13 protein-coding genes are annotated in these 13,543 nt (G+C 73.0%); 7 read left to right on the plus strand and 6 right to left on the minus strand.

Annotated elements, in window-relative coordinates; genetic code table 11:
• The first annotated feature begins 134 nt into the window (after window positions 1–134).
• Entirely contained in the window at window positions 135–1,862 is a 1,728-nt protein-coding gene (locus ACO1BR_RS27540) for a serine/threonine-protein kinase (protein ID WP_426797802.1), read from the plus strand.
• Between the two features lie 134 nt (window positions 1,863–1,996).
• A complete protein-coding gene (locus ACO1BR_RS27545; RefSeq protein WP_426797803.1) occupies window positions 1,997–2,287 on the plus strand; it encodes a DUF5955 family protein in 291 nt (96 codons plus the stop codon).
• Between the two features lie 35 nt (window positions 2,288–2,322).
• Here the strand turns inward: ACO1BR_RS27545 and ACO1BR_RS27550 are convergent, their stop codons facing one another.
• Window positions 2,323–3,126, minus strand: a complete 804-nt coding sequence (locus tag ACO1BR_RS27550) for an IclR family transcriptional regulator (protein ID WP_159507397.1) — start codon at window positions 3,124–3,126, stop codon at window positions 2,323–2,325.
• Between the two features lie 258 nt (window positions 3,127–3,384).
• On the opposite strand from ACO1BR_RS27550, the gene ACO1BR_RS27555 reads away from it, so the two are divergent.
• The 4 genes from ACO1BR_RS27555 to alc all read left to right on the plus strand — a co-directional run bounded on the left by ACO1BR_RS27555 (window position 3,385) and on the right by alc (window position 8,419).
• The gene (locus tag ACO1BR_RS27555; RefSeq protein ID WP_426797804.1) at window positions 3,385–4,179 is read left to right on the plus strand and encodes an aspartate/glutamate racemase family protein; all 795 of its coding nucleotides are present in this window, start codon (window positions 3,385–3,387) and stop codon (window positions 4,177–4,179) included.
• Between the two features lie 49 nt (window positions 4,180–4,228).
• Window positions 4,229–5,782, plus strand: a complete 1,554-nt coding sequence (locus ACO1BR_RS27560) for an NCS1 family nucleobase:cation symporter-1 (protein WP_426797805.1) — start codon at window positions 4,229–4,231, stop codon at window positions 5,780–5,782.
• 139 nt (window positions 5,783–5,921) lie between these two features.
• Window positions 5,922–7,292 (plus strand): allantoinase AllB, encoded by a 1,371-nt coding sequence (gene allB, locus ACO1BR_RS27565; protein WP_426797806.1) that lies wholly within the window; start codon window positions 5,922–5,924, stop codon window positions 7,290–7,292.
• The gene (gene alc, locus ACO1BR_RS27570; protein WP_426797807.1) at window positions 7,289–8,419 is read left to right on the plus strand and encodes an allantoicase; all 1,131 of its coding nucleotides are present in this window, start codon (window positions 7,289–7,291) and stop codon (window positions 8,417–8,419) included. The genes allB and alc overlap by 4 nt, the downstream gene beginning before the upstream one ends.
• Before the next feature lie 106 nt (window positions 8,420–8,525).
• Here the strand turns inward: alc and ACO1BR_RS27575 are convergent, their stop codons facing one another.
• The 5 genes from ACO1BR_RS27575 to ACO1BR_RS27595 all read right to left on the minus strand — a co-directional run bounded on the left by ACO1BR_RS27575 (window position 8,526) and on the right by ACO1BR_RS27595 (window position 12,849).
• Window positions 8,526–9,200, minus strand: a complete 675-nt coding sequence (locus ACO1BR_RS27575) for a transcriptional regulator (protein ID WP_426797808.1) — start codon at window positions 9,198–9,200, stop codon at window positions 8,526–8,528.
• A gap of 154 nt (window positions 9,201–9,354) precedes the next feature.
• Window positions 9,355–11,298 (minus strand): beta-N-acetylglucosaminidase domain-containing protein, encoded by a 1,944-nt coding sequence (locus tag ACO1BR_RS27580; protein WP_426797809.1) that lies wholly within the window; start codon window positions 11,296–11,298, stop codon window positions 9,355–9,357.
• Window positions 11,299–11,496: 198 nt separating this feature from the next.
• Complete coding sequence (locus ACO1BR_RS27585; RefSeq protein ID WP_426797810.1) at window positions 11,497–11,676, minus strand: DUF6126 family protein; 180 nt, start codon at window positions 11,674–11,676, stop codon at window positions 11,497–11,499.
• A gap of 70 nt (window positions 11,677–11,746) precedes the next feature.
• Window positions 11,747–12,376 (minus strand): helix-turn-helix domain-containing protein, encoded by a 630-nt coding sequence (locus tag ACO1BR_RS27590; RefSeq protein WP_426797811.1) that lies wholly within the window; start codon window positions 12,374–12,376, stop codon window positions 11,747–11,749.
• Window positions 12,377–12,465: 89 nt separating this feature from the next.
• Window positions 12,466–12,849 carry a VOC family protein gene (locus ACO1BR_RS27595; protein ID WP_426797812.1) on the minus strand — a complete coding sequence of 128 codons (384 nt, stop codon included), beginning with the start codon at window positions 12,847–12,849 and terminating at the stop codon, window positions 12,466–12,468.
• A 187-nt stretch (window positions 12,850–13,036) separates the two neighbouring features.
• Between ACO1BR_RS27595 and ACO1BR_RS27600 the strand changes: the two genes are divergently transcribed.
• On the plus strand, window positions 13,037–13,480 hold the full coding sequence (locus ACO1BR_RS27600) for a ribonuclease domain-containing protein (RefSeq protein WP_426797813.1): 444 nt from the start codon (window positions 13,037–13,039) through the stop codon (window positions 13,478–13,480).
• Window positions 13,481–13,543: the final 63 nt, after the last annotated feature.

Genomic DNA, 13,543 nt, shown 5'->3' on the forward strand with positions numbered 1-13,543 from the left:
GGCTTTCCGGACCTGGATGCCACGGTGCGCAGGCGGCCGGATAGGGTGCTGCAGCGGCGCGGACCTGCGCCCGCCGCGCCGACCGCGGCGGGTCCGCGAATCGGTCGGTCCGCGGGGCACTTTCGGGGGACGTAGTGGTGAACAGCGTGGGGCCGTCCGGGATCTTCCAGCCGCTGGAGGGCGACGACCCGCGGACGATAGCGGGCTACCGCCTCACGGCGAAGCTCGGCTCCGGCGGGATGGGCAAGGTCTACCTCTCCCACACGCCCGGCGGGCGGCCGGTGGCCATCAAGGTGATCCGGCCCGAATTCAGTGAAGACACGGAATTCCGCCGCCGGTTCACGCAGGAGGTGCACGCCGCGCAGCGTGTCCAGGGGCTGTTCACCGCCCCGGTCATCGACAGCGACACTGACGGCGCCACCCCCTGGCTCGCCACCGCCTACGTCCCCGGCCCCTCGCTCGCCGAGGCCGTCGCCGGGCACGGCCAACTCCCGGTGTACACCGTGCTGTTGCTGGTCGCCGGGGTCGCCGAGGCGCTCCAGGTCATCCACCGCGCGGGCATCGTCCACCGCGACCTGAAGCCGTCCAACGTCCTGCTGGCCGCCGACGGCCCGCGGGTCATCGACTTCGGGATCGCCCGCGCCGCCGACGCCCCCTCGCTGACCAGCAGCGGGGTCACCGTCGGCACCCCCGCCTTCATGGCGCCCGAACAGGCGGCGGGCGCCCCGATCACCCCCGCCGCCGACGTCTTCGCGCTCGGCCAGGTCGCGGCGTACGCGGCCACCGGCACCCCGGCCTTCGGCAAGGGCACCGCGCACGGCGTCCTCTACCGCATCGTCCACGAGGAGCCCGACCTCTCCCGAATCCCCGACGAGCTGCGGGAGTTGGTGAGCCGCTGCCTGACCAAGGACGCGGCCGGCCGGCCGTCCGTCGCCGAGGTCATCGCGCTGTGCGCCGCCGCTTCCGGCCAGACCCAGCTGCGCCGCCCCGAGGACTGGCTCCCCATCGCCGTCGCCGCCGACCTCACCACCCGCGCCGCCGCCCCGGCTCCCCGGCCCACCCCGCCCCCGGAGGTCCTCGCGGCCGGCGTCGCGACCCACCCGGCGCAGCCACCGGCCCAGCCGGCCGCCCCGGTGCCGACCGCGCTGGACCACCCCCGCACCCCGCCGCCCGGCTTCGGCGCGCCGGAGTCCGCCCCGTCCGCCGGAACGTCGGCTCCACGGCTTCCCAAGAAGAAGCGCAGGGGACCGGCCGTGGCACTGGTGCTGGCCGGCGCGCTGGCCGTCGCGGGCGCGGGCGGCGGCGCGGTGTACGTCGTGATGAAGAGCGACGGCCGGACGAAGACCGACCAGGCCGCCGACCACAAGCCGAAGACCGTCACCGGAACGCCGACCCCCACCGACTCCCCGAGCAGCGGCGACACCGGATCCGATACCCCTCAGCCGCCGCAGGAGGATCCGCAGCCGGTCGACACCCAGGGCATCGACCTGCCCCACGGTTACTACCTGTCGTTCGCCGACGACCCCGTCACGCCGAAGAACACGCACGCCGAGGAGGCCGACGCCGCGCTCGACGGGAACGACAACTCGGACGGCGGTATCCATGCTCCTGACGAAAAGCTGGTGCTGCTCAGACCGGGCCAACAGGGCACGCTCGACACCTGCCGCAGCGAGACCCGCTTCACCTCGCGCGTGGACATCGGCCTGCTCACCGAGGGCTCGCAGATGTGCCTGACCACCAGCAGCGGCACGATCGCGCTGATCACGTTCCAGGGCAAGTCGGCGGACTCGGACCCGAGCAGCTATGTGACCCTCGACGTCCGGGTCTGGCGCGACGCGGTGGCCCCGCAGCAGGGTTCCTGAGCGCCGGTGATCGGTTTTTTTCGCTCTCCGTATGGCGCGCGCGGCGCAGAGTGGCGTTAACTGTCCCGCACTGCGGAACGGCAACGGCCTTGGAGGACGCCGTCGTTGTGGAACAGCTGCACAGGGACAGACGAGTGACGGGCGCCGGCGGCGACCCGCGGGTCCAGGAGTTGCGGGGGGCGGTGGCCCGGTTGCGCCGTCAACTGGCCGTGCTGCCCGCGGAGTTACCGGACCGTGCGGCCGCCGATGACGAACTGGCCGCACTGGACGCGATGATGAGCCACGGGATGCCGGAGGTGCCGCGATTGCGCCGCTCGCTGCTGCTGATCGCCGGGGCGGTCGGCTCGGTCAGCGCGCTGTCGCCCGCCCTGACCGAGGTCCGCGAGCGGATCGACGGGTTCGGCCAGCTGCCGAGGGGGCGGTGACCCCAGGGGCCCGGCCGTCCCGGCAGCCGCCCCGGTCACGCCGGTGTCTGGTTGGCGAGCGCCACCGACAGCTGCGCCGCGACGTCCTGGAGCACCGGCACGATCTTGTCCGTGGACGCCTCCGTCACCCGGCCCGTCGGGCCCGAGATGGAGATGGCCGCCGAGGTGGGGGAGTTGGGCACCGGGACCGCGAAGCAGCGGACGCCGATCTCCTGCTCGTTGTCGTCGACCGCATAGCCGAGCCGGCGGACCTCGGCGAGCGCGTCGAGGAAGCGGTCCGGGTCGGTGATGGTCTTCTCGGTCGCGGCCGGCATGCCCGTACGGCCGAGCAGGGCGCGGACCTCCTCCGGCGGGTGGTTGGCCAGCAGGGCCTTGCCGACGCCCGTGGAGTGCGGCAGCACCCGGCGGCCGACCTCGGTGAACATGCGGACCGCGTGCCGGGACGGGACCTGGGCCACGTAGACGATCTCGTCGCCGTCGAGGAGCGCCATGTTGGCGGTCTCGCCGGTCTCCTCCACCAGGCGGGCCAGGAACGGGCGCGCCCAGGTGCCCAGCAGCCGCGAGGCGCTCTCGCCGAGCCGGATCAGGCGCGGGCCCAGGGCGTACCGGCGGTTGGGCTGCTGCCGGACGTAGCCGCAGGCGACGAGCGTGCGCATCAGGCGGTGGATGGTGGGGAGCGGCAGTCCGCTGCTGGTGGACAGCTCGCTCAGCCCGACCTCGCCCCCCGCGTCGGCCATCCGCTCCAGGAGGTCGAAGGCGCGCTCAAGGGACTGGACGCCGCCGCTGGCGCCTGCGGGCTTGGCTTCGGCGGCGGAGGTGCTGGCGCTGGACGGCGGCACGTCGCGTTCCTTTCGGGGCGGGTCTGATCGGTCTCGGCTCTGGTGCTTGCGGGCGCCGGGCCCGACCGGAGCAGCCTACCGGTCACACCGCGCAGGCACACGGCCTATCGCACAGTCGTTCCCGCCGGTCAGGGCCTGTATGTCCCAAGGTGCCACGTCCTTGCGCAGATCTCTTGACGGTGCCAGTGGCCGTAGCTACGTTCTGCTCCGCGAAACCTACTGTCCATTCTGTGGAATCCTCCAAATGGCTGGAGCGTCATGCGCCTGCTCGTCATGAACCCGAACACCACGGCTTCCATGACCGCCTCGATCCGCGCGACCGCCACCGCGGCCGCCGCACCGGGCACCGAGATCCTCGCCACCGAACCCCTGTGGGGTCCCGAGTCGATCGAGGGTCACTTCGAGGGGTATCTCAGCGCCGCCGCCGTCCTGGACCGGCTGGCCACCCTGGACGCGCCCTTCGACGCGCTGGTCATGGCGGGCTTCGGCGAACCCGGCCGGGAGGGCGCCCAGGAGCTGCTGGACGTCCCCGTCCTGGACATCACCGAGAGCGCCGCCCAGATGGCGATGATGCTGGGGCACGCGTACGGGATCGTCACCACCCTCGACCGCTCCGTACCGCAGATCCGGGACCGGCTGCTGACCGCCGGGCTGCTCCAGCGCTGCGCCGCCGTACGCGGCACCGGGCTCGGCGTCCTGGAGTTGGAGGGGGACCCCCGACGGACGGTCGAGGTGGTCATCGAGACGGCGCGCGAGGTGGTCCGGGCCGGGGCCGAGGTGATCTGCCTCGGGTGCGGCGGGATGGCCGGACTTCAGGAGGCGGTCTCCGCGGCGCTCGGGGTGCCCGTCGTGGACGGGGTCGCCGCCGCGGTGAAGTTCGCGGAGGCGGTCGTCGGCCTCGGGCTCACCACCAGTACGGGGCGCAGCTTCGCACCGCCGCGCCCGAAGGCCATCGGCTCCTGGCCGCTGAGCAGCCACCTCGCCCGTGGCGCCGCGTTTTCGCAGGGCACCACACGGCACACCGATTTTTCCGCACAGACATCAGACATCTGACAACTGGCAGCTGATACACGAGATCCACCCAATCTGCCTGGGAGGACACATGAGCACACCCCCGCAGCACCGTCCGGCGCCGCCGGACCCGCGGCTCTTCAACGAGGACCTCGCGCCCGCCCCGGAACGCAAATGGGGCACCTACAGCGTCTTCGCGCTGTGGATGTCGGACACCCACGCGATCAGCAACTACGCCTTCGCCGCCAGCCTCTTCGTGCTCGGCCTGCCGGCCTGGGAGGTGTTCCTCTCGCTGCTGGCCGGCATCACGATCGTGTACTGGCTGATGAACCGGATGGGTCACGCGGGGCACCGGACCGGCGTCCCCTACCCGGTGCTCGCCCGCGCCAGCTGGGGCGTCTACGGGGCCAACATCCCGGCCCTGCTGCGGGCGGTGATGGCCGTGTCCTGGTACGGCATCCAGACCTGGCTGGCGTCCACCGCCGTGGTGCTGCTGACGCTCCAGATCGCGCCCGGCCTGGACGCCTACGACCACAACTCGGTGCTGGGGCTGTCCACCCTCGGCTGGATCGCGTTCCTGGTGATGTGGGGGCTGCAGGCCGTCCTGCTGACCCGGGGCATGGAGTTCATCCGGAGGGTGCAGGACTTTGCGACCGGGCCGGTGGTCTGGCTCGTCGTCCTCGCGCTGGCCGTCTACCTGGTCGTCAAGGCGCACGGCGACATCTCGCTGACCCGCAGTCTCACCGGCCTCGGCGGCGCCGCGCAGGCCCGGCAGAGCCTGATCGCGGTCAGCCTGACCGTGGCCACCTTCCTCACCCTGGTCCTCAACTACGCCGACTTCGCCCGCTTCACGCCCGACCACCGCTCCTACCGGCGGGGCAACCTGATCGGCCTGCCGGTGAACTTCACCGCCTTCGCGGTGGTCGCCGTCCTGGTCACCGCGGGCACCATCTCGGTCTTCGGCGAGGCGATCTACGACCCGGTGAAGGTGATCCAGAAGATCGACGATCCGGTGGTCACCGTGATCGGCGCGCTCGCCTTCATCATCGCCACCATCGGCATCAACGTCGTGGCCAACTTCGTCTCGCCCGCCTACGACTTCGCCAACCTCGCGCCGAAGTACCTGGACTTCAAGCGCGGCGGCATGATCACCGCGGTGCTGGCCATCCTGGTCCTGCCGTGGAAGCTGTACTCCTCGGCGCTGGTGATCCAGTACTTCCTGGGGGCGCTGGGGGCCTTCCTCGGCCCGCTGGTGGCGATCCTGCTCGTCGACTACTACCTGGTGCGGCGCGGCCGGATCGATGTCGACGCGCTGTTTTCGGCCGATGCCGAGGGGGCGTACTTCTACCGGCGGGGCTACAACCCGAAGGCCGTGATCGCCTTTCTGCCGGCCGCCGCGGTCGCGGCCTCGCTGGCGCTGATACCGGCCTTCGGCGCCGTGGCGCCGTTCTCCTGGATCTTCGGGATGGTGCTCTCCGGGCTGCTCTACGTCCTGGTCTCCGGCCGCTCCCGGGCCGCGGCGGACGCCGGCCCGATCCCGCAGGAGATCATCCCGTCGCAGGTCAGGGCCGGGGCCGAGGAGGTGGCCGAGCGGCCGGGGCGGACCGGTGCCGGGGCGGCTCCCGTGGTGGCGAAGGGGTCTTGACGGGCCGGGGTCCGGAGTGAAGACTCGCTCAACAGACTGTTGAATTCTGGATGCCGGCCGGCGGATCCGTCCTGAGGGATGCGCGCCGGGGGCCCCACGGCCCCCGGCGGGCGCGCCCCACGGCCGCCGGCCCGCGACCATGGAAGAGAACCATACGAGGAGGTACTGGGTGTCCGAAACAGTGCTGGTGCTGCGCTCCACGCGCGTCGTCACCCCCGAGGGGACCCGCGCCGCGACGGTCACCGTCGAGGACGGGAAGATCGCGGCCGTCCTGCCGCACGACGCCCAGGCCCCGGCCGGAGCGCAGGTCGAGGACTTCGGTGACGACGTCCTGCTTCCCGGCCTCGTGGACACCCACGTACACGTCAACGACCCCGGCCGCACCGAGTGGGAGGGCTTCTGGACCGCCACCCGCGCCGCGGCGGCCGGCGGCATCACCACGCTCGTGGACATGCCGCTCAACAGCCTCCCGCCGACCACCACCACCGCCCACCTCGACACCAAGCGCGAGGTCGCCCGCGGCAAGGCGCACATCGACGTCGGCTTCTGGGGCGGCGCCATCCCCGGCAACGTCAAGGACCTGCGTCCGCTGCACGAGGCCGGGGTGTTCGGCTTCAAGTGCTTCCTGTCGCCGTCCGGCGTCGAGGAGTTCCCCGAGGTCGACCAGGAGCAGCTGGCCGCCGCGCTCGGCGAGATCGCCGGCTTCGACGGGCTGCTGATCGTGCACGCGGAGGACCCCGGCCACCTGGAGGCGGCCCCCGAGGCACACGGCCCCAAGTACGCCGACTTCCTCGCCTCCCGCCCCCGGGTCTCCGAGAACGACGCCATCGCCGGGCTGATCGCCCTCGCCAAGCTGCTCGGCGCCCGGGTGCACGTCCTGCACCTGTCCTCCGCCGACGCGCTGCCGCTGATCGCCGCCGCCAAGGCCGAGGGCGTCCGGATCACCGTCGAGTCCTGCCCGCACTTCCTGACCCTGACCTCCGAGGAAATCCCGGACGGCGCCACGGAGTTCAAGTGCTGCCCGCCGATCCGCGAGGCCGGCAACCAGGACGCGCTGTGGGCCGGCCTGGCCGACGGCACCATCGACTGCATCGTCTCCGACCACTCGCCCTCCACCGCCGACCTCAAGTCCGGTGACTTCGGCACCGCCTGGGGCGGCATCTCCTCCCTCCAGCTCGGCCTGCCCGCCATCTGGACCGCCGCCCGCGAGCGCGGCCACACCCTGGAGGACGTGGTCCGCTGGATGTCGGCCGCCCCGGCGGAACTGGTCGGCCTCCACCAGAAGGGCGCCATCGAGCCCGGCCGGGACGCCGACTTCGCGGTCCTGGCCCCCGACGAGACCTTCACCGTCGACCCGCAGGCCCTCCAGCACCGCAACAAGATCACCGCCTACGCGGGCCGGACCCTCCACGGCGTCGTCCGGTCCACCTGGCTGCGCGGCCGGCGGATCAACGACGGCACCACCCTCGCCGAACCCACCGGCGAGCTCCTGGAAAGGCCGCGCGCATGACCACCGGCGACATACCCCGCTACACCGGCGACGCCGACCCCTACGGAGGCGGCGACCCGTACGCCGACTACCGCACCCCGGGCCCGGACGGCTTCCCCTTCACCCACCTCCCCGACCTCGCCGACCGGCGGCTCGGCGCGGGCGTGCTCGCCGCCAACGACGAGTTCTTCGCCGAACGGGAGAACCTCCTGACGCCCGGGGCCGCCCACTTCGACCCCGAGGCGTTCGGCCACAAGGGCAAGATCATGGACGGCTGGGAGACCCGGCGGCGCCGCGGCACCGACGGCGCCCACCCGTTCCCGGCCGAGGAGGACCACGACTGGGCGCTGATCCGGCTCGGCGCACCCGGCGTGATCCACGGCATCGTCGTCGACACCGCCCACTTCCGCGGCAACTACCCCCAGTCCGTCAGCATCGAGGGCACCTGCGTCGACGGCTCCCCGTCGCCGGCCGGACTCCTCGCCGACGACGTCAAGTGGACCCCGCTCGTCCCGCGCACCGCCATCGGCGGGCACGCCGCCAACGGCTTCGCCGTCGACGCCGCACAGCGCTTCACCCACCTCCGGCTCCACCAGCACCCCGACGGCGGGATCGCCCGCCTCCGGGTGCACGGCGAGGTCGTCCCGGCCCCCCGCTGGCTGGCCGCGCTGGGCACCTTCGACCTCGCCGCGCTGGAGAACGGCGGCCAGGTCGAGGACGCCTCGGACCGCTTCTACTCCTCGCCCACCAACACCATCCAGCCGGGCCGCTCCCGCAAGATGGACGACGGCTGGGAGACCCGGCGCCGTCGCGGCCATGGCAACGACTGGGTTCGCTACCGCCTCACCGGGCAGTCCGTGATCCGCGCCGTGGAGATCGACACCGGCTACCTCAAGGGCAACTCGGCCGGCTGGGCGGGCCTGTCCGGCCGCGACGGGGAGAGCGGCGACTGGGTCGAACTGCTGCCGCGCACCCGGCTCCAGCCCGACACCGTCCACCGCTTCCTGCTGCACGACGCGCCCGCGGTGACCCACGTACGGATGGACATCTTCCCCGACGGCGGGATCGCGCGGCTCCGGTTGCACGGCTCCCTCACGCCCGAGGGGGCCGCACGCCTGGAGGCCCGGCACCGCGAACTGGGCGGCTGACGCACCCGGCGGGGGGGGGTCCCCGACAACCGGTCAGGGGCGCCCGCCCGTTCACCGGGCCCGCCCGCCGGAGCCGCCGGTGCGGCTCCGACGCGCGGGGAACGGGTCACTCGTCGACCGAGTTCCAGAACATCACCTCGTACGCCTGCAGCAGCCGCCCGTAGCGGTGCGCGGCCGCCGGTCGCGCCTGGCCGGTGTCGATGCCGTGCTGCACCGCCGCACGGGCCCGGGAAGCCAGCTCCGGCGAGGGCCGGGCGAACAGCGCGAAGAACCCGCGGGCCGCTTCGGGGAAGTCGTAGTGCTCCCGCATCGCGGTGTGGACCGTGGCGCAATAACCGCTCCAGGCCGAGAAGTTGGCGGTGATCGCGATGGCGGCGTCGGCCGGCTCGGCGCTCAGCGCGAGGCGCGCCGCGTAGGAAGGGTACGCCTGGCAGCCGGGACGCGGCTGGTACGCGGCGAGGTCGCGGCCGGTCAGCCCGCAGGCGTCCGCCAGCGCGGCCAGCTGCTCCAGGGCCAGCGCCTCCCCGTGGGCGAGCAGATCGAAGAAGTCGGCCATCGGCGGATCGCCGTCCGCCCGGCGCGCCAGATGCTGGAAGCTGATCCGGTCGGCGTCGATGATCTGGTGCTGCTCCAGGGCGAAGGTGGTGAACACCGAGCGCGGCGCCTCGCCGGTGGCGATACGGCGGACGAGCCGGTTGGCGTCCGGGTCCGGGGCGAGCGCGCGCACCGCGTCGTCGAGGACGGCGGCGGCGCTCGGCCGGGGGGCGGCGGGTCGGGCCATGCGGGTCTCCTCCTGTGGGGCGCGAGGCGGGTGGCCGGGGCCTCAGATTAGGGCCCGGCCACCCCCCCGGCACGGAGGACGCCCGCCCGGGTCACCGCGGAATCACCTCATCGCCGCCCACCCGGCCGCCCGTCCCGCCCGGCGCCCGGTCCGGTCAGCGGGCCCGCGCCGCCCGGGACGCGCCGTGCCCGCCCAGCGCGTCCGCGACGAAGGTGTCCAGCACCCCGTCGCCGACCACCACCGGGATCCGCTTCCCCTTCATGTCGACATAGACGTACGACTTCGCCGTCCTGACCAACTCCGGGATCCGGCCCCGCAGTTGCCGGGCCGTGGCGGTGTCGCCCGCCCGGTCCGCCTCGATCAGCCGGAGCGCGTCGCGGGCCGCGACCCCCCAGGCGCGGGTGGCGTCCAGCCACGGCCCGCCCTCCCGGACGAACGCCCGGGAGTCGAGCCGGTCGCGCAGCACGGCCGGCGCGTTCTGGAGGCGGCGCAGCACCGCGTCCAGCCGCCCGGCCCGGCCGTCCCTCCGGAACCGGGCGATGGCAGCGGCCAGTTCAGGCGCCTGACGCGGGTTGATGGCCGAGGTGTAGTTGACGTCCGCGAAGGCGCGCAGCGCGCTCTCCGTGCGGGCGTCGCCGCCGGCCAGCTCCCGGATCGCATCCCGCCAGGACGCCCGCGCGTCGTACGCCCGGTCGTTCCACACGTAGTCGGCCACCGTGTGCAGCGCCAGCTCGGACGCGGCGGGCTGGATCATCGGATTCGCGGTGATCCCGGCCAGCTGCCCCGGCACCCCCGGCGCCCGCCCGTTGAACGGCCCGAGCATCAGCCGCTTGCTCACGTAGTCGTTGACGGGGTAGTTGTCCCACAGCAGGATCCGGTGCCCGAAGAGCTCCCGGGCCTGCCGCGCCTGCCCGACGCTGATCGTCGGCGCGATGACGCCCACGCCCGTCCACTCCACCAGCACGTTCCGGTCCAGCCGGGTGGCCAGCGCCTTCTTGTACGGCGACGACTTCAGGTCGGCGTACTCGGTCGGCACCATCTGGAGCGGCTGCGCGCCCGGATGCCGGGCGATGAACTGCCGGTTGACCCGGTTCAGCAGCTGCGCCTGCGCCGCCCCGGCCGCCCCGCCGCCGGTCCCGAACCGCGCCTTGTCGGCGGCGCAGTTCCACCTGGTGTAGCTGATGTCGTCCAGCGGCACCGCGAAGGTCCGTACGCCGATGTCCCACAGCGTGCCGAACTTGGCGGTCAGCGCCTGGACGTCGGCGGCCGAGCTGTAGCAGACGGACAGGCCGGGGGAGAGCGCGTAGGTGAACTCCACATGCCGCGCCCGCGCCCGGTCCACCAGTTCCCGCAGCTGCGCCAACCGGTCGGCGGGGTAGGGGTCGCGCCACTTCTCCCGGAGGTAGGCGTCGTCCTTGGGGGAGTAGACGTAGATGTTCATCTTGTGCTCGGCGGAGAAGTCGAGCTGGTCGAGGCGGGCCTGATGGGACCACGGGGTCCCGTAGAAGCCCTCGATCACACCGCGCAGCGGGGTGGCCGGCCAGTCCCGCACGGCGGTGCCGCGCACGCGGGCGCCGGGCCGGTCGCGGTGCGGCAGCAGCTGACGCAGCGTCTGGGCCGCGTAGTACGTGCCGGTGGCGTCCCGGCCGGCCAGCGCGATCCGGCCGGCGCCGAGGGCCAGCGCGTACCCTTCGGCCGGCAGCCCGCCGGTGCCGCGCGCGCCCAACTCCCGCAGCGCCCGGGCCGCGCCCGCCCCGTCCACGTAGACGGTCAGCTGCCCGCCCCCGGACGGCGCCTTCCCGGCCCGTACGACATGCCGGGCGCCGGCGTCCTTCAGCGTCCTGGTGACCAGCGCCAGTGCCGGGGCGTCGGTTCGCGGCCCGGCGACCACGGTCACGGACCGGGTGACGGTGATGTGGTCGGCGCGGTCCCGGACGGACTGCGGGGTGGGGGTGACGGCGGCGGCGTCCTCGGGGCTGTCCCGGGCGTCGCTGCTGCCGGCCGGAGCGGCGCGCGACGGCCCCGACATGCCCGCCAGGGGGATCACGGCAAGGGCCACGGCGAAGGCGGTGGCAACCGCGGTGCGCGTACGGTGCATCCTTCGGTCCTCCTCGGTGCAGCGAGGTTCAGGGACGAGTCTGGTGCGTGCGTCGCGCGCCGGGGCGCGCTGCCGGTCGTGCGTCGGGCACGGTGGCAGCAGGGTCACCCGATCGCCGGGACGGGGCAAGGGGGCGTACTCCGTGCAGCGGCGCGTCGCGTCCCGCGCCACGGCTGACACCGACTCACCGGCCGACTCCTAGCGGGACTTGGCGATGATGACCAGCAGGCTCATGAAGGCGAGCAGCACATGGGTGGCGACGACGTAGACGAAGACCCGCACATACAGCCCGCGCGGTGGCTTGTTCTCGACGTACTGCGCGGAAGCCGGCTCGGGAGACGAGGGGGCGGGGCAAGCGGGGGTGGGGTTTTCGGGCACGGCGAACGGACCTTCCCTTCCGGAACGGTGAACGGTGAACGGCGGACGGCAGACGGCGGACGGTGCGGGCTCAGACCCCGCGGTGTGGCGGCGCCCCGTCGCCCAGGCACAGCTCGGCGGCGCCGCTCTGCAGCAGCGTGTGCACGAACAGCAGCTCCACACCGCCGCGGTTCGCCGCGGCGATCCGGTGCGGGGTCAGCGAGTCGAAGTGCGCGGCGTCGCCCGGATCCAGCACGTGCGCCGCCTCGCCGAGGGTCAGCCGCAGCCGGCCGGAGAGGACGTAGAGCCACTCCTCGCCGGGGTGCACCCGCACCAGCTCGCGCTGCGCCCGGTACGGCACCCGGACCCGCAGCGACTGCATCGCACGTCCGGCGCCGCCGACGGTCCAGTACGTCCAGCCGCCGGCCTCCGACGGCTCGGCGCGCCCGGCCCGCACGATGGGGTCGCGCTCGGGCGCGGTCTCGCCGAGCAGGTCGGATACCGTGGTGCCGTACGTACGGGCCAGCGCCAGCAGCATCGGCAGCGACGGCTGCCGCTGACCGGTCTCCAGCCGGGACAGGTGCGCCGGCGACAGGCCCACCCGACGGGCCGCGGCCTCCAGCGTCAGGCCGCCGCGTCGTCGCAGGTCACGCAGCCGGGGGGCGACGGTGGCGAACTCCTCAGGAGCGGCGCCGGAGGGCTCGTCGGGGAGCTGGGTCATGGCTCCGGTATAGCCAGCCTTCACCTCTGAGGCAAAAGATTTGCCTCAGAGGCAAAAGCGCCCGACCCGTCGGAGGGGCTCGCGGCCCGTTACGCGACGTCCTGCGGGTACCAGCGGAGCTCGACGGTGTTGCCGTCGGGGTCGGACACGTAGATCGACTGCGCCTCGCCCCGTGCCCCGTACCGGCCGACGGGGCCCTCCAGCACCGTGAAGCGGCCCGAGTCGATGACCTGCTGCCAGTCCAGCGGGTCGACGACCAGGCAGATGTGGTCCACGTTGGACCCGCTGCGGGGGCCGGTGATCAGGTCGATGATGGTGGACGGGCTCACCCGCACCGAGGGGAACGGGGCCTGGCCCGCCCGCCATGCGTCCACCCGGACCGGCTCCAGGCCGAGCGGTCCGCAGTAGAAGGCCAGCGAGCGCTCGATGTCCTGCACGGTGAGCACGAGGTGGTCGAAGTCCTTGACGCGCATGGGGCGGCCCTCCAGAGGGGTGTCGGCAACAGTGCCAGTAGAGCGGAACTGGTGATCGGTCAAGGGGAACACGCGGGCGGTGCAGCGGAACAAATGGGGTGTCCTCGGGGTGTCCCTGTGAACTCCCGGGAAACTTAGGCTTCTTGGGATTGACAGGGGCATGTCTACGCGCGTCATTCTGTACGGCATGAGAATCCCCCCACGGATTACGAAGATCGGCGCCGCGGGCGCCCTCGCCTCGGCCCTGCTCCTCGGCGGGACCGCCGTCGCCGCGACGCCCGCTGTCGCCACGACCCACACGGTCGCGGTCCACGTCAGGGCCGCCGACGACACCAACGACATCGGCAAGGTCTGCTATTCCCAGCTCCCCGACCAGGCCCACGACACCCTCAAGCTGATCGACCAGGGCGGCCCCTTCCCGTACCCGGGGAAGGACGGGTCGGTCTTCACCAACTCCGAAGGCGTCCTGCCGGCCCAGAGTGCGTCGGACTACTACCACGAGTACACCGTCATCACTCCGGGCGCCCCCACCCGCGGCGCCCGCCGCATCGTGACCGGCGAACAGCCCCAGGAGGACTACTACACCGCCGACCACTACAAGACCTTCAACCTCGTCGACCGCAGCTGCTGAGACCTCAGCAGCGGTAGCTGACGTACCGTCCGCCCGGCGGCCGGGGTGCACTCGCACCCCGGC

The organism is Streptomyces sp. YGL11-2, from assembly GCF_050054615.1.
GTDB lineage: Bacteria > Actinomycetota > Actinomycetes > Streptomycetales > Streptomycetaceae > Streptomyces.